We start from the raw sequence: 25921 nt of genomic DNA, 5'->3' as shown, positions 1-25921 counted from the left end.
GGCCCAGGCGGCGGGGGCGGGCGAGCGGACCGCCCCCGCCGCCTGGGAACAGGGGTCAGGAGGGCAGCGAGATCCGGGCCGCGGACATGCCGAAGTCCGCGCCCCAGACCCGGGTGGACAGCGCGTCGGGCAGCGCGTGGAGGTCCTCCTCGCGGTAACGGCGGCACTTCTGATGCCAGTTGAGGATGCCTGCGAGCCAGTCACCCAACTCGCCCACGTAGGCGTCGAGCCCGGCCCGGGTCTCCTCGTCAAGCTTCAAGTCGTCGCAGAGCAACGGCAGCTGGTCGGCGACGATGTGCTCGAACTCCTCGGTGCGCTGCGTCATCAGCGAATGGCAGATGTGCAGCGCCTGCGCGTATCCGATGTCGAAGAAGTTCCGGGTGACGAGCACGTAGTTGTGCACCTCGCCTTCGAACTCCACCTCCTTCTGGTACGAGAAGATGTCGTTGAGCAGGCAGGCGGAGTCGGCGGCCGCGTTCTCCAGGGATCGGATGGTCCCGGATGCGTAGATCTCGTCGGGAATGCCCCGCCCCGCCCGTCCCAGCCGGCACAGGTACATCGTGAGGTGCGAGCCGAAGGTGTGCCGGCGCATCTCCGCGTAGTCCACCGGGTCGGGGATGCGGTTCAGGATCTGGTTCTCCACCTCCCACACCCAGCTCTCCAGCATGCGCACGAGGGCGGCCCGGAATCCGGCGCGGACGGCCGGGCTCATGCCCAGGCTGGTGCGCACCCACAGGTCGGCGAGGGAACGCTCCATCACCGTCAGCGGGACGCCCTGCTCGGCGTGGTCGACCGGGATCATGCCGATCAGCCGCGCCGTGGTCGCCTTGGCGGCCGCCAGGTTCTTGGCCTGGGCGAACACCACCGGGTAGTAGTCGTCCGCGTACGTCCCCCAGGTCAGCCAGCAGGCGTTCAGGAGCAGTGCCTCGGGCGTGGCGTCGGGGTCGATGCCCGCCGAGCAGAGCGCGAAGTCGTAGCCCCGCAGCTTTCGTTCGTTCCAGATGGCGGACCCCGGATCGCCGGGCCGCGGGTCCAGCAGGCCCATCCGCCGCGCCCAGGCGACGGATCCCTCGCGCGCGTGGTCCAGGTGTGGGCTGAGGGAGAGCGTGAACGGCATGTGGACGTCCGGGATCACGGACGGGCCGGTGCGCTCGAACGGGACGTGGGTGAAGGAGCGGCGGCGCAACTCCATCGAGCGCCGCGTGAAGACGGACCGGAGGTCGAGCGCGGTGGTGCCGAGCCCGGACGGGAGGAAGGGCAGCGTGAGCGGCGCGGTCGCCCGGGCCTCCTCGTTCATGTAACGGCCGGAGACCATGTGCCACTCGTGGCCGCCGGACTGCCAGTCCTGGAGGCCCTTGGCGTAGGCGAGGACGGCCGCGATCTCCGCAGGGTCCATGGCCTGGTCGGCGAAGAGCTGGGGGAGCTCGGCGAGCGCGGTCTGCTCGAACTGCTGGAGGCGGGAGGTGAGCAGGTCGTTGGAGGCCTCTGCGGCCTCCTGGGTGGTGCAGCCGAGGAAGGTCTCCAGCACCAGGACGGCGTTGGAGAGCTCACCCTCGTCGTTGACCTCGCGCTGGTAGGAAAAGATGTCGTTCCTGATGTGCACGGCGTCGGCGAAGGCGTCGCGCAGCACCCCGAGCGGCCGCGAGTGTGCGACGCGCGCCGGGACCTCGGCACAGACGTACTCGATCAGACCGGCCGACCAGGGGGCGCCGCCCACCTTGCGGCGCATCTCGATGTATTCGAGAGGGTTCGCCACGCGCCCGATGTTGATGTTGGCCAGTTCCCACATCGACTCGTCGAGGAGGTTCTTCGTGGACTCGGAGAATCGTTCCCGCCAGTCCGCCGACATGGCCGGCACGGTCCGCTTCCACAGGTCCGCGAGCCCCGCCTCCACCGGGTTGGTGGGCTCGGGGAAGCCGTCGGCCAGGTCCGTCGGCATGAAGGCGGCGAGCTTGTCGAGGTAGTGCCTGGCGCCGTCGCGGTCCTGCGAGCGCTTGTACGTCTCCAGGAAGTGGTCGTCGAAGAAGAAGACCCAGACGTACCAGTCGGTGACCAGGGACAGCGCCTCGCTGTCGCAGTCGGGGTGCGTGTACGAGCACAGCAGCGCGTAGTCGTGGGAGTCGAGGTCGCTCTCCTCCCAGACGCCGGAACCTTCCAGCATCCCTAGCGCCCGGGCCCATCGCTTGGTGTGGACCCGCGCCTCCTCAAGATGGGGGTTCAGTCGCGCCGGATGAGGTACATAGAAATCCGGCAGTTGGAACGGCTGCGTCACGGCGGGGTCGGCCCTTCGTCCATGGGTGCGGGGGCCGGTGGCCCGGCCCCCGCACCAGATCAGCAGTGCCCTACCCCTGGTGCCCCGGGATAAGGGGGAGTTCACCGCTTCAGGTGACGGACGAGTCGTTCTGCGCCGCCGAGGCCTGGTGCGGGATGGAGACTCCCCGGCCCGGGCCGGTCACCGTCCTGGGCGGCATGGATCCGGAACATGGATGCGTAGCGGCCGCCCCGTGCCAACAGCTCGTCGTGGTCGCCCTGTTCGACGACCGGGCCCTCGTGCAGCACGTAGATGACGTCGGCGAACCGGACACCCGACATCCGGTGCGATACGAGGACGACCGCGCATTGCGGACCTGCCAGGCCGCGGATGCTGTCGAAGGCGGCGATCTCCGCCTCCGGGCCGAGGGCGGAGGTGGGCTCGTCCACGACGAGGACGCGGGCGTCGCGGAATCAGGTGCGGGCCGGGCCACCTCCACCCCGTCCAGCCGGCTGCGCCCTGCCTCCAAGCCCGGTCCGTCAGGGCCGGGTCCAGTTGACGTACTGCTCGTGCGCGGCCCGCTCCACCTTCGGCTCCAGCCGCCCGGCGGGCGCGGGCCGCTCCAGGAGCCTCGTGCCCGGCCGCCTCCGCCCGCTGCCGGGTCGAGCGCCACATGAACGTGCACGGGCCGGAGGCCGGGTCGTGACGCGGCGTTCGAACCACCCGACCGTGGGGTGGGGTGGCCACCTGGTCCGGTTCCGTCGTGCGGCCACCGCGAAATGTCGCGGAGTGTCGGAAGACAGGATGATTGTCCGATTGGGTTAAGTTTGCCCCCGTATACGACTCCGGCGTTCCGGGAGGAACACTGATGGCGATCGATCTGGACAAGGTGCTCGACAAGGCGTGGGCCGACAAACCGCTCTCCGAGGTGCTCGCGGCGCCCGTGGCGGCGCTCAAGGGCGTCACCGACAAGGACGGCGAGCTGTTGCACCAGGCGTTCGGCGTCAAGACCGTCGCCGACTTCGGGCAGCTGAAGTACGTGCGCTGGGCGCAGGCGCTCGTCGCCCTGAACCAGACCGTCAAGGCGTAGACGGTCTCGTACGGCTCGCGGTCCGGGCGGGCCGGCGAAAAGGCCGTCCTCCTCACCCTTCCGGTTTCCCGCGGGTGAGGAGGACGGCTTCGCGCGTGGCCCAGGGGCCGGACCGGCTACTCGGCCTCGCCCTCCAGGTTGCCCTCCGTGTCCAGGTAGACCTGGCGCAGGGCTTCGAGGACCTGCGGGTCCGGCTTCTCCCACATGCCGCGGGACTCGGCCTCCAGCAGGCGTTCCGCGATGCCGTGCAGGGCCCAGGGGTTGGCCTCCTCCAGGAAGGCGCGGTTCTCCGGGTCCAGGACGTACGTCTCGGTCAGCTTGTCGTACATCCAGTCGGCGACGACACCCGTCGTGGCGTCGTAGCCGAACAGGTAGTCCACCGTCGCCGCGAGCTCGAAGGCGCCCTTGTAGCCGTGGCGGCGCATCGCCTCGATCCACTTGGGGTTGACCACGCGGGCGCGGAAGACGCGCGAGGTCTCCTCGACCAGGGTGCGGGTCTTGACCGTCTCCGGGCGGGTGGAGTCGCCGATGTACGCCTCCGGTGCCGTTCCGCGCAGGGCGCGGACGGTGGCCACCATGCCGCCGTGGTATTGGAAGTAGTCGTCCGAGTCCGCGATGTCGTGCTCACGGGTGTCCGTGTTCTTGGCGGCGACGGTGATCCGCTTGTACGCGGTCTCCATCTCGCTGCGGGCCGGGCGGCCCTCCAGGCCGCGGCCGTACGCGTACCCGCCCCACACCGTGTAGACCTCCGCGAGGTCGGCGTCCGTACGCCAGTCGCGGGAGTCGATCAGCTGGAGGATGCCCGCGCCGTACGTGCCCGGGCGCGAGCCGAAGATACGGGTGGTGGCCCGGCGTTCGTCACCGTGCTCGGCCAGGTCCGCCTGGGCGTGGGCCCGGACGAAGTTCTGGTCGGCCGGCTCGTCGAGCGAGGCGGCCAGCCGGACCGCGTCGTCGAGGAGGCCGATGACGTGCGGGAACGCGTCGCGGAAGAAGCCCGAGATGCGGAGCGTCACATCGATGCGGGGGCGGCCCAGTTCCGCGAGCGCGATCGCCTCCAGACCCGTCACACGTCGCGAGGCTTCGTCCCAGACCGGGCGCACGCCCAGGAGGGACAGGGCTTCCGCCACGTCGTCGCCCGAGGTGCGCATCGCGCTGGTGCCCCACAGGGACAGGCCGACGGAGGCGGGCCACTCGCCGTTGTCCGTGCGGTAGCGGGTCAGCAGGGATTCGGCGAGGGCCTGGCCCGTCTCCCACGCGAGGCGGGAGGGGACGGCCTTCGGGTCCACCGAGTAGAAGTTCCGGCCGGTGGGCAGGACGTTGACCAGGCCGCGGAGCGGGGAGCCGGACGGGCCGGCGGGGATGAACCGGCCGTCGAGGGCGGCGACCACGTGGGCGATCTCGTCCGTGGTGCCGGCCAGGCGCGGGACGACCTCACGGGCGGCGAAGTCCAGTACCGCCGCGACGTCCGCGGAATGCGCCGAGGCGACCGAAGCCACCGCGGACGGCTCCCAGTTCGCGTCCTCCATCGCCTGCACCAGGGCGCGGGCCTGCTCCTCCACGGCGTCCGCCGAGGTGCGGGTGGCCGCCGACTCGTCCAGGCCCAGCGCCTCGCGCAGGCCCGGCAGGGCCGTCGTACCGCCCCAGATCTGCCGGGCCCGCAGGATCGCGAGGACCAGGTTCACCCGGGCCTCGCCGGTCGGGGCGCCGCCCAGTACGTGCAGACCGTCGCGGATCTGGGCGTCCTTGACCTCGCACAGCCAGCCGTCGACGTGCAGCAGGAAGTCGTCGAAGCCCTCGTCGTCCGGGCGCTCTTCCAGGCCCAGGTCGTGGTCGAGCTTCGCCGCCTGGATCAGGGTCCAGATCTGCGCCCGGATGGCGGGGAGCTTCGCCGGGTCCATCGCCGAGATCTGGGCGTACTCGTCCAGGTGCTGCTCCAGGCGCGCGATGTCCCCGTAGGACTCCGCGCGCGCCATCGGCGGCACCAGGTGGTCGACCAGGGTGGCGTGCACCCGGCGCTTGGCCTGGGTGCCCTCGCCCGGGTCGTTGACCAGGAACGGGTAGATGAGGGGCAGGTCGCCGAGGGCGGCGTCGGGCGCGCAGGCCGCCGACAGACCGGCGTTCTTGCCCGGCAGCCACTCCAGGTTGCCGTGCTTGCCCAGGTGGATCATCGCGTCGGCGCCGAAGCCGCCGTCCTCGGCGCGGGCCTGGATCCAGCGGTACGCGGCCAGGTAGTGGTGCGACGGCGGCAGATCGGGGTCGTGGTAGATCGCGATCGGGTTCTCGCCGAAACCGCGAGGCGGCTGGATCAGGATCAGCAGGTTGCCGCGACGCAGGGCCGCGAGGACGATGTCGCCCTCGGGGTTGCGCGAGCGGTCGACGAACATTTCGCCCGGGGCCGGACCCCAGTGCTCCTCCACGCTGCCCCGCAGCTCGGCGGGCAGCTCGGCGAACCAGCGCCGGTAGTCGGCGGCCGGGATGCGGACCGGATTGCGGGCCAACTGCTCCTCGGTGAGCCAGTCCTGGTCGTGGCCGCCGGCCTCGATCAGGGCCCGGATCAGCTCGTCGCCGTCGCCCGAGACCAGGCCGGGGATCTCGTCGGCGGGGCCGAAGTCGTAGCCGCCGGCGATGAGGGTGCGCAGCAGCTCCACGGCGCTGGCCGGGGTGTCCAGGCCGACCGCGTTGCCGATTCGGGAGTGCTTGGTGGGGTAGGCGGAGAGGACCAGGGCGACCTTCTTGTCGCGGCGGTCGATGTGCCGCAGCCGGGCGTGGCGTACGGCGATTCCCGCGACCCGGGCGGCCCGCTCGGGATCGGCCACGTAGGCGGGCAGGCCGTCCTCGTCGAGCTCCTTGAAGGAGAACGGGACGGTGATCAGACGGCCGTCGAACTCGGGAACGGCGACCTGGGTGGCGGCGTCGAGGGGCGACAGACCCTCGTCGTTCTCCTCCCAGTTGCTGCGCGAGCCCGTCAGGCACAGCGCCTGGAGGATCGGCACGCCGAGCGCCGCGAGCGCGCCCGCGTCCCAGGACTCGTCGTCCCCGCCCGCCGAGGCGGTGGCGGGGCGGGTGCCGCCGGCCGCGAGGACGGTGGTGACGACGGCGTCGGCCCCCTCCAGCTCGGCCAGCAGCTCGGGCTCCGGGGTGCGCAGCGACGAGACGTAGAGCGGGAGCGCCTGCGCGTCCTTGGCCTCGATGGCCTCGCACAGGGTGTGCACGAAGGCGGTGTTGCCGCTCATCTGGTGGGCGCGGTAGTAGAGCACGGCGACCCGGGGGCCGGACGTCCGCTGCGCGGTGCGCTCCAGGGGGCCCCAGGTGGGGGCGGCGGCGGGCGGCTCGAAGCCGTGGCCCGTGAGGAGGACCGTGTCGGACAGGAAGCGGGCCAGCTGGCCGAGGTTGGCGGGGCCGCCGTGCGCGAGGTAGCCGTGGGCCTCGGCCGCGATGCCGATCGGGACCGTGGAGGCCTCCATCAGCTGGGCGTCCGGGGCTTGTTCGCCGGTCAGGACCACGACCGGGCGGGTCTGGCCGGGGGCGAGGAGCAGGTCGAGGCCGTCCTGCCAGGCGCGGAGGCCGCCCAGGAGGCGTACGACGACCAGGTCGACGCCGTCGAGGAGGCCGGGGAGGTCGTCGAGGGGGAGGCGGGAGGGGTTCGCGAACCGGTACGGGACGGGGCCGTCCGCGGCGCGGGCGCTGAGCAGATCGGTGTCGGACGTCGACAGCAGCAGGATCATGCGGCGGCAGGCCTTCCTCGGGGTTTCCGCGCCCCGGGCAGTGAGGGCGGCGGGAGTTCCTGACTCACCCCGTGGATCGCTCCGCAGGGTTCACAGTGGCGGGACCGCGCCGGAATCTCACCGGGCTTCCTCCCATGTCGCCGTCCTCGGCGATGGCGGGCCGAGTGGTCCGCCGGAGGTCATCCTAGGGGGCCTTTGCGCTGGCCGGGAGTGGGGGTGGTCCGCGCGGCATCGTCGCCGGGGCTCTGCCCCGGACCCCCGCGCCTCAAACGCCGGTGAGGCCGGATCCGGCTGGACTGTGCTGGTGGGACGGTTGAGGCGGTGGGAGGGGGCGGGGTGGTGACGGACACAGGTCGGGGGAGGGGAATCGTCGGTATGCTCGCCGCCATGCCCCAGCCCCCTTCCTCCGCATCGCGGGACGAACCCGTCATACGGGAGCGCGGTGACGCCTGCCCCGGCGCGCTGCGGCTGCACCCGGCGGACGACGGGTTCCTGGCGCGGGTCCGGATCCCGGGCGGGCTGCTCGGCGCCGCGCAGGCCGCCGCGCTGGCGGACGCCGCCGACCGGTTCGGGGACGGTCACCTGGAGCTGACCTCGCGCGGGAACGTGCAACTGCGCGGGCTCCTCGACGGCTGCGGCGCCCAGCTGGCCGAACTGCTCGACACGGCCGGGTTGCTGCCCGCGCCGGGCCACGAGCGGATCCGCAACATCGTCGCCACCCCCCTCGCCGACCCCGCTCCGGTCCGCGCCCTGGACGAGGCGCTCTGCGCCGAACCGAAGGCCGCCGCCCTGTCCGGCAGGTTCCTGTTCGCCGTCGACGACGGGCGCGGGGACGTGGCCGCCCTCGACCCCGACGTGACCCTGCTCGCCCAGAGGGGCGGCCGCGTGCTGGTCCGGCTCGGCTCGGCGCCCGACGCCGTCGACGTGGCCGCCGCCGACGCCGCGCAGGCCGGGCTTCAGGCGGCCCTCCGCTTCCTCGACGCCGCGGCCGCCGCCGGAACCCGGGCCTGGCGGATCGCCGAACTTCCCGCCGAACACGCCCTGGACGCCCAGGAGTTCGCCGCCCGGCTGGAGAGCAGGGGGATCCGCGCGCGGTACGTCCCCGACGCGCCCCGCCCGTACGCGGACCCGCCCGCTCCCGGGGTGCACGCGGGCGCGCTCTGCGTACTGGTCCCCCTCGGCCGGCTCGGCACCGCGCAGTGGCGGGAGTTGCCCGGCGACCTGCGGATCACACCGTGGCGCAGCATCGTCGTCACCGACACCGCCGCCCGCCCCGCCGGGCTCGTCACCACGCCCGACAGCCCCTGGGAGTCCGTCACCGCCTGCACCGGCCGGCCCGGCTGCGCCAAGTCCCTGGCCGACGTGCGCGCCGACGCGCGAGCCGTCGCCGAGCGGACGCGCGGGCCGCTGCCCGTCCACTGGTCCGGGTGCGAGCGCCGCTGCGGGCGCCCGCGCGCCGCCGCCTGGGTGGACGTGGTGGCCACGCCCGACGGGTACCGGCTCGGCGCGGACCCGGTGGCGCCCAACGACCTCGCGGCGGCTCTCGCCGCCGCCCGCAACCAACGCCCAGTGTCCGAAGCCGCAGTGAAGAAATGAGCGAGTACACCGTGTTCGAGTACGAGAAGGACGGCGCCGCGATCTACCGCCAGTCCTTTGCCACGATCCGCGCCGAGGCGGACCTCTCCGGGCTGCCCGCCTCGGTCGCCCAGGTCGCGGTGCGCATGATTCACGCCTGCGGGATGACCGACCTGCCCCGCGACCTGGGGTACACGCCCGACGTGGTGCTGCGGGCCCGCGCCGCCCTGGAGGCGGGCGCGCCGATCCTGTGCGACGTGCAGATGGTCGCCAGCGGGGTCACCCGCAAGCGGCTGCCCGCCGACAACGAGGTGATCTGCACCCTCTCCGACCCGGCGGTACCGGACCTGGCCGCGAAGATGGGCACCACGCGCAGCGCCGCCGCCCTCGAAGTCTGGCGCGACCGTGGCCTGTTGGAGGGTTCCGTGATCGCCGTCGGCAACGCGCCGACCGCGCTCTTCCGGCTGCTGGAGATGATCGAGGAGGGCGCTCCGCGCCCGGCCGCCGTCATCGGCGTGCCCGTCGGCTTCATCGGCGCCGCCGAGTCCAAGGACGCCCTCGCCGCGCACCCGTCGGGGCTCGACCACCTGATCGTGCGCGGCCGCCGCGGCGGCAGCGCGATCGCCGCCGCTGCCCTCAACGCCATCGCGAGCGTGGCCGAATGAGCGCCGGACGCCTCTACGGCGTGGGGCTCGGGCCCGGTGACCCCTCCCTGATGACGCTGCGCGCGGTCGAGGTGATCGCCGGGGCCGACGTCGTCGCCTATCACAGCGCCCGCCACGGCCGGTCCATCGCCCGCTCGATCGCCGCGAAGCACCTGCGCGCCGACCACATCGAGGAGCCGCTGGTCTACCCGGTCACCACCGAGACCACCGACCACCCCGGCGGCTACCAGGGCGCGATGGAGGAGTTCTACGAGTCCGCCGCCGCCCGCCTCGCCGTACACCTGGACGCCGGCCGGACCGTCGCCGTGCTCGCGGAGGGCGATCCGCTCTTCTACAGCTCGTACATGCACATGCACAAGCGGCTCGCGGACCGGTACGAGACCGAGGTGATCCCCGGGGTCACCTCGGTGAGCGCCGCCGCCGCCCGGCTCGGCACCCCGCTCGTCGAGGGCGAGGAGGTCCTGACCATCCTCCCCGGCACCCTGCCCGAGGACGAGCTCGCCGCCCGCCTGGCCGCCACCGACTCGGCCGTCGTGATGAAGCTCGGCCGGACCTTCCCCGCCGTGCGCGGGGCGATGGAGAAGAGCGGCCGGCTCGCCGAGGCGCGCTACGTCGAGCGCGCCACCATGGCCGGGGAGCGCACCGGAGTCCTCGCCGGCATCGAGCCCGGGTCCGTCCCGTACTTCGCCGTCGCCGTCGTCCCCAGCCGGATCGGCAACCCGGGCAGCGTGCCGTCCGGCCCCGGCGAGGTCGTGGTCGTCGGCACCGGCCCGGCGGGCCCGCTGTGGCTGACCCCCGAGACCCGGCGGGCGCTGGCCGACGCCGAGGTGCTGGTCGGCTACACGACCTACCTGGACCGGGTCCCGGCCAGGCCGGGCCAGATCCGGCACGGCTCCGACAACAAGGTGGAGTCCGAACGCGCCGAGTTCGCCCTCGACCTGGCCCGGCGCGGACAGCGCGTGGCCGTGGTCTCCGGAGGCGACCCCGGGGTCTTCGCCATGGCCACGGCGGTCCTGGAGGTCGCCGGGCAGGCGGAGTACAAGGACGTGCCCGTACGGGTCCTGCCGGGGCTGACCGCGGCCAACGCGGCGGCTGCCGCGGCCGGGGCGCCGCTCGGCCACGACTACGCCACCATCTCGCTGTCCGACCGGCTCAAGCCCTGGGAGGTCATCGCGGAGCGGCTGCGCGCGGCCGCCTCGGCGGACCTGGTGCTCGCCCTGTACAACCCCGGTTCGCGCAGCCGGACCTGGCAGGTGGCGAAGGCCCGCGAGCTGCTGCTGGAGCTGCGCTCGCCCGGGACGCCGGTGGTCGTCGCGCGCGACGTCGGCGGCCCGGAGCAGTCGGTGCGGATCGTCACGCTCGCCGAACTGGAGCCGTCCGAGGTGGACATGCGCACCCTGTTGCTGATCGGCTCCTCGCAGACCCAGGTCACCGAGCGCGCCGACGGCTCACGGATCACCTGGACCCCGCGCCGTTACCCGTGACGGGCTGAACGCATGACCTGAGGCGGTGCCGGGATCCGGTACCGCCTCAGTCCTGTGTGCGCAGCCAGTCCGTGGCGGCCCGGACCGAACCGGCCTCCGTCACACCCTGCGGGACCGGGGGGCGGCGGACGACCAGGACCGGGATGCCGGCCTCGCGGGCGGCGGTGAGCTTCGGGGCGGTCGCGGAGCCGCCGCTGTCCTTGGTGACCAGGACGTCGATCCGGTGGCGGGCGAGCAGCTCCCGTTCGTCGTCGAGGGTGAACGGGCCGCGGGCGAGCAGGACTTCGAGTCGCGGCGGCATCGGCGACTGGGGCGGATCCACCGAACGCACCAGGAACCAGGTGTCGGTGAGGTGCGCGAAGGTGTGCAGGCCCATCCGGCCGGTGGTCAGGAAGGCGCGGCTGCCGAGCGCGGGGAGCAGGCCGGCCGCCGCGTCGAGGGAGTCCGCGAAGGTCCAGTCGTCGCCCGGCTCCGGCGTCCAGCCGGGGCGCCGCAGCGCCAGCAGCGGGACGCCCGTGAGGGCCTGCGCCTCGGACGCGTGGAAACTCATCCGCTCCGCGAAGGGGTGGGTGGCGTCGACGACGTGCGTGACGTCGTGGACGATGATCCAGGTCGCGAGGCCCACGATGCCGCCGAAGCCGCCGATCCGGGTCTCGCCCGGCGGGAGCACCGGCGCGGCGACCCGGCCCGCCAGCGAGCTGGTCACCCGGTACGAGGGGTCGCCCGCCAGGGCCTCCGCGAGGCGGCGGGCCTCCGTCGTGCCGCCCAGGATCAGGACGTGCCGCCGGGGCCCCGGTTCAGCAGACATGCCGGTCGCGTTCGGGGGAGTACAGGTGGCTGTCCCGGAACTGCTCCGCGCCGAGCGTGCGGCCCACCACGATGACCGCGGTGCGGACCAGCCCGTGCTCCTTCACCTGGGCCGCGATGTCGGCCAGGGTGCCGCGCAGGATCAGCTCGTCGGGGCGGCTGGCCATCGCCACCACCGCCACCGGGCACGCGGCCCCGTAGTGCGGCAGCAGTTCGTCGACGACCCGGTCCACGTAGCGGGTGGCCAGGTGCAGCACCAGCAGCGCGCCGCTGCGCCCCAAGGTGGCCAGGTCCTCGCCGGGCGGCATCGGGGTGGCCTGCTGGGCGATCCGGGTCAGGATCACCGTCTGGCCGACGGTGGGCACGGTCAGCTCCCGCTTCAGCGCCGCGGCCGCCGCGGCGAAGGCCGGTACGCCCGGAACCACTTCGTACGGGATGCCGGCCGCGTCGAGCCGCCGCATCTGCTCCGCGACGGCGCTGAAGATGGAGGGGTCACCGGAGTGCAGCCGCGCCACGTCCTGGCCCGCCGCGTGCGCCCGTACGCACTCGGCGACGATCTCGTCCAGGTTCAGCTGCGAGGTGTCCACCAGCCGGGCGTCCGCAGGGCATTCTGCGAGCAGTTCGCGGGGGACGAGGCTGCCCGCGTACAGGCAGACCGGGGCGGCGGCCAGGGTCCGGGCACCGCGCACCGTGATCAGGTCGGCGGCGCCGGGGCCCGCACCGATGAAGTACACGGTCATGTCAGAGTTCCTTCTCGTTCGTCGACTTCGTCACCGACCACTGGGTGACCGGCATGGCCTGGCGCCAGCCCGTGAAACCACCGACCGGCACCGCGTGCGCGACCGAGAGCTTCACCAGTTCGCCGCCGTGGCGCCGGTAGCGGTCGGTGAGTACCGCCTCCGACTCCAGGGTGACCGTGTTGACCACGAGCCGGCCGCCGGGTGCGAGCGCCGCCCAGGCCGCGTCGAGCAGCCCCGGCGCGGTCAGCCCGCCGCCGATGAACACCGCGTCGGGGGCGGGGAGGCCGGCGAGGGCGTCCGGCGCGGCGCCGACGACGACCTGCAGCCCGGGCACGCCGAGCGCCGCCGCGTTGCGGGTGATCCGGGCTGCCCGCTGCGGGACGCGCTCCACGGCCACCGCCCGGCAGGAGGGGTGCGTGCGCATCCACTCGATGCCGATGGAGCCGGAGCCGCCGCCGATGTCCCACAGCAGCTCGCCGGGGGCCGGGGCCAGCGCGCACAGGGTCGCGGCCCGGACCCGGCGCTTGGTGAGCTGTCCGTCGTGCTCGTACGCGGCGTCCGGCAGGCCCGGGGTCGCGCCGAGCCGGGGCGCCGGGTGCGAGGTGTCACGGCGGCAGTCCACGGCCACCACGTTCAGGGGGTCGCCCGGCGGGTGGTCCCAGCCGTCGGCGAGGCCCTCGTACGCGTCCTCGCGCTCGGAGCCGAGCTGCTCCAGCACCCGGATCCGGCTCGGGCCGAAGCCCCGCTCCCGGAGCAGGGCGGCGATCTCTTCCGGGGACGCCGCGCCGGCGCTGAGCACCAGCACGCGCCGCCCCTCGTACAGCGCGGCCGCGAGCCGGGCCACCGGGCGGCCGACGACCGTGACCACCTCGGTGTCCTCGACCGGCCAGCCCAGGCGGGCGCAGGCGTAGGAGACCGAGGAGGGGTGCGGGTACACCCGCAGGGCCTGTGGCCCCAGCTCCTGCGCGAGGGCCCGGCCGATCCCGTAGAACATGGGGTCGCCGCTGGCCAGCACCGCGATGCGGCGGCCCGCGTGCTCGGCCATCAGCTTCGGCACGGCCGGCCGCAGCGGGCTCGGCCACGCCACCCGCTGCCCGGGGCACAGGTCGGCCGGCAGCAGGTCCAGCTGGCGCGGGCCGCCGATCAGCACCTCGGCACTGGACAGCGCCGAGCGCGCGGCGGCGCTGAGCCCGGCCCAGCCGTCGGCGCCGAGGCCGACGACCGTGAGGGGGATGGGGGGCGGTGCGGAGCTCACTGCGCGGTACCTCGGAAGGGGAAGGAGAAAGCGGAAGGCGGGCGGACCGCAGCCTACTGGCCTGCGCGTACGCCCGTCCGTACCACCCCCGCTCCCGCGCCCGGACCCGGCCCGTCTACTGTCGCTTTCAGCCCATCGATCGCGAGGGAGCCCGCCATGCCCGGCTGGAACGCCACGAACATCCCCGACCAGAGCGGCCGGACCGCGGTCGTCACGGGGGCCAACAGCGGGATCGGCTACGTCACCGCCCGCGAGCTCGCCCGGCGCGGTGCCTCGGTCGTCCTGGGCTGCCGCAGCGCCGCGCGCGGGCGCGCCGCCGAGGTCCGGATCCGTTCCGAAGTGCCGGGCGCAGAGGTGGAGTTCGCCCCACTCGACCTCGCCGACCTGGCTTCCGTACGGGAGTTCGCCAAGGGCTACGGGCAGCGGCGCCGGTCGCTGGACCTGCTGGTCAACAACGCGGGCGTGATGGCGCTGCCGTTCGGGCGGACCGCCGACGGGTTCGAGACCCAGTTCGGGGTCAACCACCTCGGGCACTTCGCGCTCACCGGGCTGCTGCTGCCGAGGCTGCGGGCCGCTGCGCCGGGTGCCCGGATCGTGAACGTCTCCAGCGGATTCCACGCGCTGGCCGACATCGACCTCGACGACCTGGACGGCGAGCACGGCTACCGGCGCTGGATCGCCTACGGCCGCTCCAAGACCGCCAATCTGCTCTTCACGCACGAGCTGGCCCGGCGCTTCGCCGCCGCCGGCTCCACCCTCGTCGCGGCTGCCGCGCACCCCGGCTACGCCTCCTCCAACCTCCACGCCGGAGCGTCGAAGCTGGAGGGCCCCACCTTCAACTCGCGCGTGGCGGCGTTCGGCAACGCGTTCGTCGCGCAGCCGGCGTCCTCGGGTGCGCTGCCCACGCTCTACGCGGCCACCGCGCCCGGGGTCCGGTCCGACGACTTCATCGGGCCGAGGTTCGGCTGGCGCGGGGCGCCCGTCCGCTCCTGGAGGGCGAAGCGGACCTTCGATGACACGTCGGGCGAACTGCTCTGGGCCGCCTCCGAGAAGCTCACGGGAGTCTCGTACGCGTCCCTGCCGCGCTGATCCGCCTGCCGCGCTGATCCGCCTGCCGCGCTGACCCGCCGGACACGCTGATTCCGCTGGGGGCGCGGAGCCGTTCCTGAGCGCCCCCGTCCGCCCCCGCGCGCCTCAGGGCGCCCCGGACGGGACCTGACCGCGGCGCCCCTGCCGCCGGACAATCGGTGGCATGGACGACACTCCGGACAACCACCCAGTCTAATCCGGGCGCAGGGAGCGCCAGATGAGGTCCGGGAGGTAGCGAGCGGCCTCTGCCAGGTCGATCTCGTAGGTGCTGGACAGCCACCGGCGCGCGACCTCGGTGAGCGGCCCCATGACCATGACCTCGATCACGGAGGCCGGGAGGGGGGCGACCTCGCCGCGCTCCATGCGCACCCCCATCCACTGCATGATGGCCGCGAACTTCTCCGCCTTGGCCGCGCCGATCTCCTCGGCGTGGGCCACGAGGTAGCCCGAGTAGGCCGAGGCGTGCAGGAACAGTGCGACGTCCCGGTGTTCCTCGGTGAAGCGAAGGTAGGACGCCGCCCACGCCTGGACGCCGGTGCGCGCGGTCCGGCACCGGGTCAGTGCGGCCACCATCTCGTCGCACAGCTGGTCCATGCACCGGATGTAGAGGGCGGCGGCCAGGCCGTCGAAGCTGCCGAAGTGGTGGTAGAGGCTGCCCAGGCTCACACCGCTGGCCGCGACGACCGCGTTCACCGTGAACCCCTGCTGGCCGGACTCGGCGAACACCCGCAGTGCGGCGGTCAGGATCAAGTCGACGGTGGCCTCGCCGCGTTGTTGCTTAGGAGACATGTGGGATCCCGTCGGTGTCCGTCGCGGTGTTTCTGTGATCTGTGGGGCGCTGAGAGCCTAGCAAGACCTGAAACTAGAAGATCTTTCTAGAAAGACCCTCCATGGAATCGGCCGGCGCGCCACACTGGGCAGTCAGCCGGACCCGTGTGCACCCGCCCCCCTCATCCCCTGGAGCAGCCGGTGTCGTCGCAGGAGATCCCCATCCAGCTCACCCCGCAGCAGGCCGCCCACGGTGTGATCGTCACCGTCCAGTTGCCGGCCGGCCCGACGCGTGTCCGCATCCCGCGCACCCGGGATGGCGACCTCGTCCGGACCCGCGGCGGTGGCGCCGAGGTGCTGCTGCGCATCCGGGTGGCCGGAGCCGGAGCCGGAGCCGGAGCCGGGGCCGGCGCCGCGGGGACGCCCCGGCCCGGCGCCGCCCCCACGACGGGCGGCCGCGGCTGCCTGGTGGCGTTCGCGGTCCTGGTGGTGCTGGCCATCGGCATCGCCGCCGTGCTGAGCGGCGGGGACGACGTCGACGGCGGGGTCTCCGCCTCCGGAGCGCCCACCGAGACCGCGAGTCGGGCGCCCACCGCGTCGCCGAGACCCTGGAGCGCCGAGCCCGTCGCCCCGTCCGGCCGGGTGGCCGTCCCGGTACCCAGCCTGGAATTACCCAGCCCGGAGCCCACCCCGTACGACCGCGGCACCTGCCTCGACGGGAGCCTGCCGGACTCGACGACGGCCCAGCGGGTCGACGACATCGACGAGGTCTCCTGCTCGGCGTCCGACGCGCACTACCGGGTGATCGAATCCATCCCCTTCACGTCGGAACTGGACCGCTGCAACGGCAACCCCAGGACCCAGTACGCCTTCTCCCACCGCTACACCATCAACGGCAGGGTCATCAACGAGTACGTGTACTGCCTGGTCGGCATCGGCTCGTACGCCCGCTAGGGCCCGCCGCCCGGGGAACTACGAGGACTTCGTGGCGCGTTCGTACAGGGCCCGGACCCCGTCGCCGAAGTAGCTGCTGTACGAGGTCTCGTCGTCGCCCCCGCCGTCCAGGCCGCCGATCACCCCGATCAGCGTGTGCCCGTCGGTCAGCACCGGGCCGCCGCTCGTGCCGTTGGGCACGTCCGCGCAGTCCAGGCGCAGCTGCGTCGGCCCGGCGGCCCGGGCGGTGTTGCGGCAGTCCACCGGCTGCTCGGAGGTGTTCGGGTAGCCCACGAGCCGTGCGGGCGCGGGGAGTTCGGGCCGCACGCCCAGCTCCTCGGCCCCGGTGACGTCCTCCAGCCGCTGGCCGGGGTAGCCGGGCCGGCGCAGCCGGACGAAAGCGACGTCGAGGTCGGGGTCCTGGTCCTCGGTCCAGCGGGGGTCCACGTCGATCCGGGTGGGCACCCAGATCCCGTACGGAGCCGCGCCGTCCGAGTAGCCGGGGGCGAAGGCGAGGTTGGTGCGGAAGCCGCCCGTGTACACGCAGTGGGCGGCGGTGGCGATGAGGTCGCCGCCGGGGGAGTGGACCACCACGGCCGAGCAGTGGTGGTCGGGGTCGCCGTCGTCGCCGGGGGAGAAGAGCGCTCCGACGGCGGGCTCGGCGGGCGCCGGCCGGGCCTCCAGGGGGGTCGAGGGCTTCCACCCGGCCGACCTCCAGTGCGCCGCGGGGCCGCTGCCGGCGAAGGCCTTGCCGTCCGTCGGCGGGTCCGGGACCTCGCGGACCATCCCGTCCAGCACGGCGGCCGCCGTCCGGTCGGCGCGCTCGGGATCCTGCTGGTAGACGCCCTGCGTCACATCCCCGTCCGCACGGTGGGCGGCGACGCCGCGCAGCTCCCACAGGTACCCGGCGCCCACGACGGCCAGCGCGCCGAGGCCGCCGACGAGCACGGAGGCCCGTACGGCCCGCCCGTGAACCTTGTTGAACATGTGGCACTCCCCGCCCCGCATACGCGTCCGACGCTCCGTTCGATGGGGAGTCGGGCGGGATGGGTTCCGAAATCCGGACGTGTCGGTGCTCACAGCGGTTCCCGGCCGCCCCCGCGTCACTCCCCGGCCTTCCGCGTGTCATGCAACTCGCCTACCCCCAACCCGACTTGAGCAGCACGGGACGGACCGACAGGAGCCGAAAGAATGAGATTGCGCAACCGGATGGCGGGCGCGGTGACGGCCGGACTGGCAGCCGTGGCCCTCGTACTGGGCGCGGCCCCGGCCGGCGCGGCGGGTACCGGCGCCTCCGACGGCCTCCCGTACGCGGGATCGACCGGAGTCGGCGTGCACAACGCCTACGAGAAGGCAAGTACCCGTACTTCGCCGAGCGCTGGACTCGGGCGCCGCCATGCTCGAACTCGACGTGTGGACCAACTTCTTCGGCAGCTCGTGGCGGGTCTCCCACGACAACCCTCCCCCAGACTCCGTCCGGGGGGACCCCCAGGCAACGACAGCAACTGCGAGAACGCCACCTCGCCCGCCCAGCTGCGCACCAAGTCCCGCAACCAGAACCTGGCGGGCTGCCTCTCCGGCATCCGCAGCTGGCACGACGCCCACCCCGGCCACCGGCCCGTCGTCCTCAAGCTGGAACTCAAGGACGGCTTCGCCGCCAACTCGGGCGCGGTCCTGCCGAGCTCGACGCGCTGCTGACCGGCAAGCTCGGCGACGCCGTCTACCGCCCCGGCCAGCTGGCCGCCGGCCACCCCGACCTCGACACCGCCGCGCGCTCCGGGGCCTGGCCCGGCCGCGCCGCGCTCGCCGGGAAGTTCATCGTGGAGCTGATCCCCGGCACCTTGGAGGAGGGCAACGGCTCCGACACCCTGTGGACCGACCGCGAGTACGCCACCCACCTGCGCTCCCTCGCGGCCCAGGGCCGGCTCGGCCAGGCCGCCGCGTTCCCGGCGGTCCACCGGGCCGAGGCGGGCGACCCCCGGGTCGTACGCCGACGCCTCGCTGCGCCCCTGGTTCGTGGTGTTCGACGGGGACGCGAGCGCGTACGCGTCGGGCTCCATCGACACCGGCCGGTACGACCGCAACCACTACCTGCTGATCGCCACCGACGCCCACAACGTCGCCCCGGCCATCGACTCCACCCGCCCGACCGAGGCGCAGGCACGCGACCGGCTCGCGCTCCTCGCCGGACACCACGCGTCCGTGGTCTCCGCCGACTGCTACCCCCTGCCCCAGGTCCTGGGGACGGTCGTCCCCCGCGGCTGAGCCGCGCCCGCGTACCTCTCAGGAACCGGTGTGGGAGGCCTCCAGCTGCCGGGCCGGCCCGGTGTGCGCCGCGGCGAGGCTCGCCTCGATCTCGTCCAGCGCGCGGCGGGCGGTGGCGATCCGCTCCCTGACGTCCTGCCCGCCCGCGTCGGGGTCCGGGGCCGGCGCCGGGACCCGGGCGGCCTCCGCCTCCATCTCACGCGCCTCGTCGAGCGAGTTGAGGACGACACCGATGAGCACGTTGACCAGCACGAAGGAGGCCAGCAGGGCGTAGGAGGCGTAGTAGATGATGCTGAGGCGGGAGATCTGCAGCCCCGCGCGGACGGCGTCGGTGAGGCCGTCGAGCGTGGTCAGCAGGAACAGCGTGAGCATGGCGCGGCCCACCGAGCCGTAGTGCTGGGGGTCGGAGCCGGCGAAGCAGACCCAGCCGACCATGGCGTACACGTACAGCACCAGCGCGCCGACGAACAGGAAGCTGGCGGTGCCCGGCAGGCTGCGGCCGACGGCGATCAGCAGGATGCGCAGGTGCGGCAGGAACCGCGCGGTGCGCAGGACGCGGGCCAGCCGCAGCATCCGCAGGAGGGTGGTGTTCTCGCGGATCACGGGGACGAAGGCGGAGGCCACGATGGCGAGGTCGAAGAGGTTCCACGGGTCGCGGAAGAATGCTTTCGGCTTGTCCGCGTGCGCGCCCATGCGCAGCAGCATCTCCAGCGTGAACAGGACGAGGCAGCCGTCCTCCGCGGCCCCGAGCAGCTGCCGGTACTCCGCGGCCAGCCCGCTGTAGGTCTCCACCCCCATCAGCGCCGCGTTGAGCAGGATCACGCAGAAGACGGCCAGCCCGAAGGCGGGGGCCTCCGTGGCCCACCGGCATCTGGCCGCCAGCTTCACGCGGCCGCGCCGGGCCGGCATCGGGACTCTCATCTCGCTCCTCGTACTCGTACCACCGCAGGCCACACCTGGCGGGGCGTGGCGGTCCGTCCTTCTAACGCCCCACATCCGTTCGGGTTTCACCCCGGCGCGCACGACTGTGCCCCGGCCGCCGGGAGCGGGCCCGCAGGGGTGAATGTCCGGGATTAGGGGCGACTAGGGGATCTACGGCGCCCGGGCCAGACCATAGGTTCCTGGCGGAAACCGTTGGGCACCGAGCGAAGGAGCACCCCCATGGCCGAGGTCAAGGAGACCCCCGAGGCGTGGACCACCCCGGACTTCGTCGCGTACGAGACGGCCTTCGAGGTCACCGCGTACGCCGCACGTCTGGAGAAGTGAACCGACTGTCGGCGGGCGGGAGTCCGGGCGACCGGCTCCCGCCGTGGCGGGAGAACACAATGACGGCAACGGCAATTCTGGACGAGACCGAGTTCATCGGCGCGCTGCGCGCGCTGTCCTCCTCCTACTGGGGCGGCCACCCCTTCCACCGGCGGCTGCACGACGGCGACCTCGACCGGCGGGCCATGCGGCTGTGGGCCGCCAACCGCTGGTACTACCAGCGGATGCTGCCGCAGAAGGACGCGGCGATCATCAGCAACTGCCCGCTCCCCGAGATCCGGCGGGCCTGGGTGGACCGGCTGGCCTACCACGACGGGACTGCGGACGACGAGGGCGGCATAGCGCGCTGGCTGCGATTGTGCGAGGCCGTGGGCCTGACCCGCGAGGAGGTACTGGACGAGCGGCACGTGGTCCCCGGGGTGCGCTTCGCGGTCGACGCGTACGTGAACTTCGCCCGGACCCGGCCGTGGGCCGAGGCCATCGCCTCCGGGCTCACCGAGATGTTCGCCGGGCACCTGATGACCCGCAGGGTCGCGGACATGCTCGCGCACTACGACTGGATCCGCCAGGAGGACCTGGCCTACTTCACGGACCGCATCGAGGCCGTGTCCGGCGAGGGCAAGGGCACCTTGGACATCGTCGTCCGGCATTGCACGACGCGCGAGCAGCAGGACGCGGCCGTCGCCGCGCTCGCGTTCAAGTGCGACGTGCTGTGGCAGATGCTGGACGCAGTCGAACGCGCCGCAGCCACGCACCAGTAGCCACCGGATCTGCAGAAGGAGTGGCCGTGGACCGGCCTGTGCTCGGCCGCGGAGTGCGGCTCATCTACGACAACACGCGGCAGACCCATGTCGTGCTCCACCCGGAAGGGGTGCTCGTGCCCAACGGGACGGCCGTCTCGGTACTCGAACTCTGCGACGGCGCCACGACCGTGCCGCAGATCACCACGGCGCTGGGCGCCCGGTACGCCGGCGTCCGCGAGACGGAGGTCGGCACCGTCCTTGAGCGGCTCGCCGAGAAGGGCGTCGTGCGATGGATCTGACCACCGCTCCCCCCGGCGGCGGCCCCGCCGCGGCGGCCCCGCCGCTCGGGCTGCTCGCGGAGCTCACCCACCGCTGCCCGCTGCACTGCGCGTACTGCTCCAACCCGCTGGAACTCATCGAACGCGAACGCGAGCTGACCACCGGGCAGTGGCTGGAGGTGTTCACCCAGGCGCGCGAGATCGGCGTCCTGCAGGTGCACCTGTCCGGCGGCGAGCCGCTGGCCCGCCCCGACCTGCCCGAGATCGTCTCGCACGTCAGCGGCCTCGGCTGCTACGTCAACCTCGTCACCAGCGGCCTCGGCCTCACCGAGGCGCGGCTCGCGGACCTGGTCGAGCGCGGGCTGGACAACGTACAGCTGTCGGTGCAGGGCGCCGACGCCGCACGCGGCGACCGGCTCGCGGGGGCCAAGGCCCACCACCACAAGATCGCCGCCGCCGCGCTGGTCCGCAAGCACGGACTTCCGCTCACCGTCAACGCCGTGCTGCACCGCGCCAACCACGACCAGGTGGCGGGCTTCATCGACCTGGCGACAAGCATGGGCGCGGACCGGCTGGAGCTCGCCAACACCCAGTACTACGGCTGGGCGCTGCGCAACCGGGAGGCCCTGATGCCCACCCGCGAGCAGCTGGCGGCGGCCGAGCCGGTCGTGCGGGCGGCCATGGAGCGGCTGAAGGGCACGATGGAGATCGTGTACGTGCTCGCCGACTACTACGAGCCCTACCCCAAGCCGTGCATGCACGGGTGGGGCGCGATCCAGCTCACGGTCGCCCCCGACGGCAGCGTGCTGCCCTGCCCCGCGGCCGGCGCGATCACCACCCTGGAACTCGACAACGTCACCGAGAAGCCGCTGTCCGAGATCTGGTACGAGTCCGGCTCCTTCAACGCCTACCGCGGCGAGGAGTGGATGCCCGACCTCTGCCGCAGCTGCGACCGGCGCTCCGTCGACCACGGCGGCTGCCGCTGCCAGGCCTTCCTGCTCACCGGGGACGCCGCGGCCACCGACCCGGTCTGCTCGCGCTCGGACCGGCGGGGCACCGTGGACCTGCTGCTGGCGGGCATCTCGCCGAACCCTCCCGAGCTCGTGATGCGCGGACCTGCGGCGGGACGCCGATGAGGGCCGTCCTGCTCGGAACCGCCGCGGGGGGCGGCTGCCCGCAGTGGAACTGCGCCTGCCCGGTCTGTACGTCGGGTGCGCCCGCGCGGGGCCAGGACGGGCTCGCGGTCAGCGCCGACGGGGTGTCGTGGTACCTGGTCAACGCCTCGCCCGACATCCGCGCGCAGATCCTCGCCACCCCGGAGCTCGCCGCCGGGCCCGGGCCGCGCGACACGCCGGTACGGGGGGTGCTCCTCACGGACGCCGAGATCGACCACACGCTCGGCCTGATGATGCTCCGCGAGGGGGCCGGGCTGCGGGTGTGGGCGCCGCGGGCGGTCCTCGGGGCGCTGGAAGAAGCCTTCCCGGTGCGGGGGATCCTCGGCGGCTACAGCGGCTGGGAGTGGTCCGAGACGTCCGTCGACAAGGAGCAGGACGTCGGCGGGCTGCGGGTCAGCGCCTTCGCCGTCGGCGCCAAACGTCCCAAGTACGCCCGCTCGCTGCCCGCGGACGGGCCGGGGGACGGCCCGTGGGTGGTCGCGTACCGCTTCGAGGACCCGGCCACGGGCGGGGCCCTCGTGTACGCGCCGTGCCTGGCCACGTGGCCCGACGGCTTCGACGAGTTCACCGCCGGGGCCGGCTACGTCCTGCTCGACGGTACGTTCCATTCGACGCGGGAGTTCGGCGGGGCCACGGGCACGGCCGGGGCGACCGGAGCACAGGCGGCGATGGGACACCTGCCGGTGACCGGGGAGGGCGGCAGCCTGGCGCACATCCGGCGGCTGCGCGCCGGGCGGCCGGGCACCAGGTGGGCGTACACCCATCTCAACAACACCAACCCGATGGCGGATCCGCGCTCCGAGGCCCACCGCGAGGTGCGCGCGGCGGGCGCGGAGATCCCGCCGGACGGGACGCGCCTCCATCTCTGAGGCCGTACGACGAAGGGTCCGGCCGCCACCAGGCGGCCGGACCCTTCGCCGTTGTCTCACGCCAGCTGCTGCCGGACCAGGTCGATCACCTGGGGGGCGTGCTGGTTGAGGTAGAAGTGGCCGCCGGTGAACCAGTGGAAGGACGTCGGGCCGTCGGTGTGGCCCGACCAGCCGCGGGCCTCCTCGGGGGTGACCTCGGGGTCGCTCTCCCCGTTGAGGACCACGACCGGGCAGGTCAGGGTGGGGCCCGGGAGGTAGCGGTAGGTCTCCGCGGCCTTGTAGTCGCCGCGGATCGCCGGGAGCACCGACCGCAGCAGCTCGTCGTCGGCCAGGACCGCCGGGTCCGTCCCGCTCATCCGCTTGATCGTCGCCAGCAGCTGCTCGTCGGGAGCGAGGTGGACCCGCTCGTTCTCGCGGTGGTGCGAGGGGGCCCGCCGCCCCGAGGCGAACAGGGCCACGGGCCGGACGCCGGCCGCCTCCAGCCGCAGCGCGACCTCGAAGCCCAGCGTCGCGCCCAGGCTGTGCCCGAACAGCGCGACCGGCCGGTCGCACCACGGCAGCAGCTGCGCGAACACCTGGTCCGCGAGCCCCCGGACGTCGTCCACGCACCGTTCGTGGCGGCGGTCCTGGCGACCCGGGTACTGCACGGCCACCACGTCGGCCCGCGGGGACAGGGCCCGGGACACGGGGAAGTAGTAGCTGGCCGAGCCGCCCGCGTGCGGGAAGCAGAACAGTCGTACCGGAGCCTCCTCGGCCGGGTGGAAGCGGCGCAGCCAGGCGCTGGGCGCGGCCGGGGTCGCGGTCACGGGCGTGGCGGTCGTCGCCGTCATCGTGGTGTGGTTCATCCTCGGTGGGTGTCCTTTCGGTGGGGACCGGGCCCGCTCACGGGGCGGTCCAGGTGCCCGGCGGGCGCCAGCCGCGCGCGGGGCCCCAGGCGGCTGCCCGGGGCCGGGCCGCGGTCTCCTCCCCGGCCCCGCCCCGCCGCCGGGCGGCGGAGAGCAGGACGAGGAGGACGGCGGCGAGTTCCGTACTGTCCGGGGCGCCGCGCACGATCGTCATGTGTGGTTCGGCCCGCTCGCTCATCGGGCGTGCTCCTCAGTCATGGGGGTTGTCGGTCAGAACGGCGGGTTGCCGTGCTTGCGCTCGGGCAGCGGCACGTGCTTGGCGCGCAGCGCGTCCAGCGCGTCCACCAGCACCTGCCGGGTCGTGGCCGGGTCGATGACGTCGTCGACGAGGCCCCGCTCGGCGGCGTAGTAGGGGTGCATGAGTTCCTGGCGGTACTGCTTGACGCGTTGCGCGCGCGCCGCCTCGGGGTCGTCCGCGGCGGCGATCTCCCGGCGGAAGACGACATTGGCGGCGCCCTCCGCGCCCATCACCGCGATCTCGTTCGTGGGCCAGGCGAACGACAGGTCCGCGCCGATCGAGCGGGAGTCCATGACGATGTACGCGCCGCCGTACGCCTTGCGCAGGATCACCTGTACCCGGGGCACCGTGGCCGCGCAGTACGCGTACAGCAGCTTCGCGCCGTGCCGGATGACTCCGCTGTGCTCCTGGTCGCTGCCCGGCAGGAAGCCGGGTACGTCCACCAGGGTCACCAGCGGAATGCTGAACGCGTCACAGGTCTGCACGAACCGGGCCGCCTTCTCCGCGGCGTGGATGTCCAGCACCCCGGCGAGCGAGGCGGGCTGGTTGGCGACGATGCCCACCACGTGCCCGTCCAGCCGGGCCAGACCACAGATGATGTTGGTCGCCCAGTTGGCGTGGACCTCGAACAGATCGCCGTCGTCGACGATCTCCTCGATCACGGCGCGCATGTCGTACGAGCGGTTCGGGTCGGCCGGCACCAGCTCCGACAGCGCCTCGCCCGGGCGGTCGGCCGGGTCCGTGGCGGGCACGAAGGGGGGCATCTCACGGTTGTTGGACGGCAGCAGCGACAGCAGGTGCCGTACCTCTTCGAGGCACTCCTCCTCCGTGTCGTACAGGAACGCGCTCGCGCCGGAGACCGAGGAGTGGACCTGCGCGCCGCCGAGGTCGTTGTGGCTGATCTTCTCCCCGGTCACCGCCTGCACCACGTCCGGGCCGGTGATGTACATCTGCGCGATGTCGCGCACCATGAACACGTAGTCCGTCAGGGCGGGGGAGTACGTCGCCCCGCCGGCGCACGGCCCGAGCATCACGCTGATCTGCGGGATCACCCCGGACGCGGCCACGTTGCGGCGGAAGATGCCCCCGTACCCGGCGAGGGCGGTGACGCCCTCCTGGATACGGGCCCCCGCGCCGTCGCTGAGCGACACCAGCGGGGCGCCCGCCGCCACCGCGAGGTCCATCACCTTGTGGATCTTCTGCGCGTGAGCCTCGCCGAGCGAGCCGCCGAATATCCGGAAGTCGTGCGCGTACACGAACACCCGCCGGCCGTCGACCTTGCCCCAGCCGGTCACCACGCCGTCGGTGTGCGGCCTGCGGTCCTCCAGGCCGAAGCCCGTGGCCCGGTGCCGGCGCAGCTGCTCGATCTCGCGGAACGTACCCGGATCGAACAGCAGGTCCAGCCGCTCGCGCACGGTCAGCTTGCCGCGGGCGTGCTGCGCCTCGGAGGCGCTCGCGGACGGCCCCAGCTCGACGGACTCCTTGATCGCTCCTAGTTCGGCCACTCGGACACTGACATCGGCAACTGACATGCTCCACCCGTCTCTTCGGCCATCGGGGCCCGCCTGAAGCGGAGCCGCACTGGGCAGTGCGTGTCATTGAAGGCGTCCGGGGCGGGCGCGGAGAACACCGACCACCCCCCTGACCGCTCGGTGACCCGCCCGCACCCCCGCCCAGCAGGCACGTCGCCACGGGCGGGGCGGGCGCGCGGCGTCCGGCGCGGGGTCCGGGCGGGCGCCGGGCAGGGTCAACACCTGGGGGGATAGGGGTGTCGCGCCCCTTCGGGGCCGACCTAGCGTG

25 protein-coding genes and 1 riboswitch are annotated in these 25921 nt (G+C 73.3%); of the genes, 13 read left to right on the top strand and 12 right to left on the bottom strand.

Annotated features, from left to right (window positions below; translation table 11 throughout):
* Nucleotides 1-55 precede the first annotated feature (55 nt).
* Complete coding sequence (locus ACFYOB_RS14155) at nucleotides 56-2272, bottom strand: germacradienol/geosmin synthase (protein ID WP_388559405.1); 2217 nt, start codon at nucleotides 2270-2272, stop codon at nucleotides 56-58.
* 101 nt (nucleotides 2273-2373) lie between these two features.
* On the bottom strand, nucleotides 2374-2700 hold the full coding sequence (locus ACFYOB_RS14150; RefSeq protein ID WP_388559402.1) for a hypothetical protein: 327 nt from the start codon (nucleotides 2698-2700) through the stop codon (nucleotides 2374-2376).
* Between the two features lie 416 nt (nucleotides 2701-3116).
* Here ACFYOB_RS14150 and ACFYOB_RS14145 point away from each other — a divergent pair, with 416 nt between their 5' ends.
* Nucleotides 3117-3341: a hypothetical protein gene (locus ACFYOB_RS14145; RefSeq protein ID WP_388559523.1), complete on the top strand. Its 225-nt coding sequence runs from the start codon at nucleotides 3117-3119 to the stop codon at nucleotides 3339-3341.
* Between the two features lie 116 nt (nucleotides 3342-3457).
* Here the strand turns inward: ACFYOB_RS14145 and cobN are convergent, their stop codons facing one another.
* A complete protein-coding gene (gene cobN, locus ACFYOB_RS14140) occupies nucleotides 3458-7066 on the bottom strand; it encodes a cobaltochelatase subunit CobN (protein WP_388559399.1) in 3609 nt (1202 codons plus the stop codon).
* A gap of 53 nt (nucleotides 7067-7119) precedes the next feature.
* Nucleotides 7120-7198: riboswitch (cobalamin riboswitch) on the bottom strand.
* A 255-nt stretch (nucleotides 7199-7453) separates the two neighbouring features.
* Between cobN and ACFYOB_RS14135 the strand changes: the two genes are divergently transcribed.
* The 3 genes from ACFYOB_RS14135 to ACFYOB_RS14125 are packed head-to-tail and all read left to right on the top strand — an operon-like array spanning nucleotide 7454 to nucleotide 10790.
* Complete coding sequence (locus tag ACFYOB_RS14135; protein ID WP_388559397.1) at nucleotides 7454-8662, top strand: cobalamin biosynthesis protein CobG; 1209 nt, start codon at nucleotides 7454-7456, stop codon at nucleotides 8660-8662.
* Nucleotides 8659-9306, top strand: a complete 648-nt coding sequence (locus tag ACFYOB_RS14130; protein ID WP_388559394.1) for a precorrin-8X methylmutase — start codon at nucleotides 8659-8661, stop codon at nucleotides 9304-9306. Before ACFYOB_RS14135 ends, ACFYOB_RS14130 begins: the two co-directional genes overlap by 4 nt.
* On the top strand, nucleotides 9303-10790 hold the full coding sequence (locus tag ACFYOB_RS14125; protein ID WP_388559391.1) for a precorrin-2 C(20)-methyltransferase: 1488 nt from the start codon (nucleotides 9303-9305) through the stop codon (nucleotides 10788-10790). The genes ACFYOB_RS14130 and ACFYOB_RS14125 overlap by 4 nt, the downstream gene beginning before the upstream one ends.
* Nucleotides 10791-10836: 46 nt before the next feature.
* Here the strand turns inward: ACFYOB_RS14125 and ACFYOB_RS14120 are convergent, their stop codons facing one another.
* Genes ACFYOB_RS14120 through cbiE form a run of 3 tightly spaced genes read right to left on the bottom strand, consistent with a single transcriptional unit; the run spans nucleotide 10837 to nucleotide 13592 of the window.
* Nucleotides 10837-11598 (bottom strand): cobalt-precorrin-6A reductase, encoded by a 762-nt coding sequence (locus tag ACFYOB_RS14120; RefSeq protein WP_388559388.1) that lies wholly within the window; start codon nucleotides 11596-11598, stop codon nucleotides 10837-10839.
* Nucleotides 11588-12337 carry a precorrin-4 C(11)-methyltransferase gene (gene cobM / locus ACFYOB_RS14115; protein ID WP_388559386.1) on the bottom strand — a complete coding sequence of 250 codons (750 nt, stop codon included), beginning with the start codon at nucleotides 12335-12337 and terminating at the stop codon, nucleotides 11588-11590. The genes ACFYOB_RS14120 and cobM overlap by 11 nt, the downstream gene beginning before the upstream one ends.
* A gap of 1 nt (nucleotide 12338) precedes the next feature.
* Nucleotides 12339-13592, bottom strand: coding sequence for a precorrin-6y C5,15-methyltransferase (decarboxylating) subunit CbiE (cbiE, locus tag ACFYOB_RS14110; protein WP_388559383.1), 1254 nt, complete (start codon nucleotides 13590-13592; stop codon nucleotides 12339-12341).
* A gap of 156 nt (nucleotides 13593-13748) precedes the next feature.
* Between cbiE and ACFYOB_RS14105 the strand changes: the two genes are divergently transcribed.
* Nucleotides 13749-14681: an oxidoreductase gene (locus tag ACFYOB_RS14105; RefSeq protein WP_388559380.1), complete on the top strand. Its 933-nt coding sequence runs from the start codon at nucleotides 13749-13751 to the stop codon at nucleotides 14679-14681.
* 192 nt (nucleotides 14682-14873) lie between these two features.
* Here the strand turns inward: ACFYOB_RS14105 and ACFYOB_RS14100 are convergent, their stop codons facing one another.
* Nucleotides 14874-15470 (bottom strand): TetR/AcrR family transcriptional regulator, encoded by a 597-nt coding sequence (locus ACFYOB_RS14100; protein WP_388559377.1) that lies wholly within the window; start codon nucleotides 15468-15470, stop codon nucleotides 14874-14876.
* A gap of 180 nt (nucleotides 15471-15650) precedes the next feature.
* Between ACFYOB_RS14100 and ACFYOB_RS14095 the strand changes: the two genes are divergently transcribed.
* Nucleotides 15651-16403, top strand: coding sequence for a hypothetical protein (locus tag ACFYOB_RS14095; RefSeq protein WP_388559375.1), 753 nt, complete (start codon nucleotides 15651-15653; stop codon nucleotides 16401-16403).
* An 18-nt stretch (nucleotides 16404-16421) separates the two neighbouring features.
* On the opposite strand, the gene ACFYOB_RS14090 is transcribed toward ACFYOB_RS14095, so the two are convergent.
* Complete coding sequence (locus ACFYOB_RS14090) at nucleotides 16422-17369, bottom strand: trypsin-like serine peptidase (RefSeq protein ID WP_388559372.1); 948 nt, start codon at nucleotides 17367-17369, stop codon at nucleotides 16422-16424.
* A gap of 204 nt (nucleotides 17370-17573) precedes the next feature.
* Between ACFYOB_RS14090 and ACFYOB_RS14085 the strand changes: the two genes are divergently transcribed.
* Both ACFYOB_RS14085 and ACFYOB_RS14080 read left to right on the top strand, forming a co-directional pair.
* Complete coding sequence (locus tag ACFYOB_RS14085) at nucleotides 17574-18080, top strand: hypothetical protein (protein WP_388559369.1); 507 nt, start codon at nucleotides 17574-17576, stop codon at nucleotides 18078-18080.
* Between the two features lie 318 nt (nucleotides 18081-18398).
* Nucleotides 18399-18647 carry a hypothetical protein gene (locus ACFYOB_RS14080; protein ID WP_388559366.1) on the top strand — a complete coding sequence of 83 codons (249 nt, stop codon included), beginning with the start codon at nucleotides 18399-18401 and terminating at the stop codon, nucleotides 18645-18647.
* 18 nt (nucleotides 18648-18665) lie between these two features.
* Here ACFYOB_RS14080 and ACFYOB_RS14075 read toward each other — a convergent pair whose 3' ends face one another.
* Nucleotides 18666-19568, bottom strand: a complete 903-nt coding sequence (locus ACFYOB_RS14075; RefSeq protein WP_388559363.1) for an ion transporter — start codon at nucleotides 19566-19568, stop codon at nucleotides 18666-18668.
* Nucleotides 19569-19808: 240 nt separating this feature from the next.
* On the opposite strand from ACFYOB_RS14075, the gene pqqA reads away from it, so the two are divergent.
* From pqqA to pqqB, 5 genes are read left to right on the top strand one after another with little or no spacing between them, the layout of a single operon-like run.
* On the top strand, nucleotides 19809-19913 hold the full coding sequence (pqqA, locus tag ACFYOB_RS14070) for a pyrroloquinoline quinone precursor peptide PqqA (RefSeq protein WP_362400308.1): 105 nt from the start codon (nucleotides 19809-19811) through the stop codon (nucleotides 19911-19913).
* Between the two features lie 59 nt (nucleotides 19914-19972).
* Nucleotides 19973-20674: a pyrroloquinoline-quinone synthase PqqC gene (gene pqqC / locus ACFYOB_RS14065; RefSeq protein WP_388559359.1), complete on the top strand. Its 702-nt coding sequence runs from the start codon at nucleotides 19973-19975 to the stop codon at nucleotides 20672-20674.
* A 26-nt stretch (nucleotides 20675-20700) separates the two neighbouring features.
* Entirely contained in the window at nucleotides 20701-20955 is a 255-nt protein-coding gene (gene pqqD, locus ACFYOB_RS14060; protein ID WP_388559356.1) for a pyrroloquinoline quinone biosynthesis peptide chaperone PqqD, read from the top strand.
* Nucleotides 20946-22070 carry a pyrroloquinoline quinone biosynthesis protein PqqE gene (pqqE, locus tag ACFYOB_RS14055; protein ID WP_388559353.1) on the top strand — a complete coding sequence of 375 codons (1125 nt, stop codon included), beginning with the start codon at nucleotides 20946-20948 and terminating at the stop codon, nucleotides 22068-22070. Before pqqD ends, pqqE begins: the two co-directional genes overlap by 10 nt.
* Entirely contained in the window at nucleotides 22067-22978 is a 912-nt protein-coding gene (gene pqqB, locus ACFYOB_RS14050) for a pyrroloquinoline quinone biosynthesis protein PqqB (protein WP_388559350.1), read from the top strand. Before pqqE ends, pqqB begins: the two co-directional genes overlap by 4 nt.
* Before the next feature lie 56 nt (nucleotides 22979-23034).
* Here pqqB and ACFYOB_RS14045 read toward each other — a convergent pair whose 3' ends face one another.
* From ACFYOB_RS14045 to ACFYOB_RS14035, 3 genes are read right to left on the bottom strand one after another with little or no spacing between them, the layout of a single operon-like run.
* Complete coding sequence (locus ACFYOB_RS14045; protein WP_388559521.1) at nucleotides 23035-23808, bottom strand: thioesterase II family protein; 774 nt, start codon at nucleotides 23806-23808, stop codon at nucleotides 23035-23037.
* Between the two features lie 52 nt (nucleotides 23809-23860).
* Nucleotides 23861-24061 (bottom strand): acyl-CoA carboxylase epsilon subunit, encoded by a 201-nt coding sequence (locus ACFYOB_RS14040; RefSeq protein ID WP_388559347.1) that lies wholly within the window; start codon nucleotides 24059-24061, stop codon nucleotides 23861-23863.
* 32 nt (nucleotides 24062-24093) lie between these two features.
* Nucleotides 24094-25653, bottom strand: coding sequence for an acyl-CoA carboxylase subunit beta (locus tag ACFYOB_RS14035; protein ID WP_388559344.1), 1560 nt, complete (start codon nucleotides 25651-25653; stop codon nucleotides 24094-24096).
* Nucleotides 25654-25921: the final 268 nt, after the last annotated feature.

This window comes from Streptomyces sp. NPDC006463, assembly GCF_042870715.1.
GTDB lineage: Bacteria > Actinomycetota > Actinomycetes > Streptomycetales > Streptomycetaceae > Streptomyces.
Note: the sequence above shows the minus strand (reverse complement) of the source record. Positions and strands in the feature narration are given on the sequence as shown.

What these genes read in the sequence shown, in the direction of transcription:
- ACFYOB_RS14135 (WP_388559397.1), top strand. Translation starts at nt 7,454, where the DNA reads ATGCCCCAGCCCCCTTCCTCCGCATCGCGGGACGAACCCGTCATACGG.
- ACFYOB_RS14125 (WP_388559391.1), top strand. Translation starts at nt 9,303, where the DNA reads ATGAGCGCCGGACGCCTCTACGGCGTGGGGCTCGGGCCCGGTGACCCC.
- pqqB (WP_388559350.1), top strand. Translation starts at nt 22,067, where the DNA reads ATGAGGGCCGTCCTGCTCGGAACCGCCGCGGGGGGCGGCTGCCCGCAG.
- ACFYOB_RS14090 (WP_388559372.1), bottom strand. Translation starts at nt 17,369, where the DNA reads ATGTTCAACAAGGTTCACGGGCGGGCCGTACGGGCCTCCGTGCTCGTC.
- ACFYOB_RS14045 (WP_388559521.1), bottom strand. Translation starts at nt 23,808, where the DNA reads ATGACGGCGACGACCGCCACGCCCGTGACCGCGACCCCGGCCGCGCCC.
- ACFYOB_RS14035 (WP_388559344.1), bottom strand. Translation starts at nt 25,653, where the DNA reads ATGTCAGTTGCCGATGTCAGTGTCCGAGTGGCCGAACTAGGAGCGATC.
- cobM (WP_388559386.1), bottom strand. Translation starts at nt 12,337, where the DNA reads ATGACCGTGTACTTCATCGGTGCGGGCCCCGGCGCCGCCGACCTGATC.
- ACFYOB_RS14040 (WP_388559347.1), bottom strand. Translation starts at nt 24,061, where the DNA reads ATGAGCGAGCGGGCCGAACCACACATGACGATCGTGCGCGGCGCCCCG.
- pqqE (WP_388559353.1), top strand. Translation starts at nt 20,946, where the DNA reads ATGGATCTGACCACCGCTCCCCCCGGCGGCGGCCCCGCCGCGGCGGCC.
- ACFYOB_RS14130 (WP_388559394.1), top strand. Translation starts at nt 8,659, where the DNA reads ATGAGCGAGTACACCGTGTTCGAGTACGAGAAGGACGGCGCCGCGATC.
- pqqC (WP_388559359.1), top strand. Translation starts at nt 19,973, where the DNA reads ATGACGGCAACGGCAATTCTGGACGAGACCGAGTTCATCGGCGCGCTG.
- ACFYOB_RS14075 (WP_388559363.1), bottom strand. Translation starts at nt 19,568, where the DNA reads ATGAGAGTCCCGATGCCGGCCCGGCGCGGCCGCGTGAAGCTGGCGGCC.
- ACFYOB_RS14085 (WP_388559369.1), top strand. Translation starts at nt 17,574, where the DNA reads ATGAGATTGCGCAACCGGATGGCGGGCGCGGTGACGGCCGGACTGGCA.
- ACFYOB_RS14120 (WP_388559388.1), bottom strand. Translation starts at nt 11,598, where the DNA reads ATGTCTGCTGAACCGGGGCCCCGGCGGCACGTCCTGATCCTGGGCGGC.
- cobN (WP_388559399.1), bottom strand. Translation starts at nt 7,066, where the DNA reads ATGATCCTGCTGCTGTCGACGTCCGACACCGATCTGCTCAGCGCCCGC.
- ACFYOB_RS14100 (WP_388559377.1), bottom strand. Translation starts at nt 15,470, where the DNA reads ATGTCTCCTAAGCAACAACGCGGCGAGGCCACCGTCGACTTGATCCTG.
- pqqA (WP_362400308.1), top strand. Translation starts at nt 19,809, where the DNA reads ATGGCCGAGGTCAAGGAGACCCCCGAGGCGTGGACCACCCCGGACTTC.
- ACFYOB_RS14105 (WP_388559380.1), top strand. Translation starts at nt 13,749, where the DNA reads ATGCCCGGCTGGAACGCCACGAACATCCCCGACCAGAGCGGCCGGACC.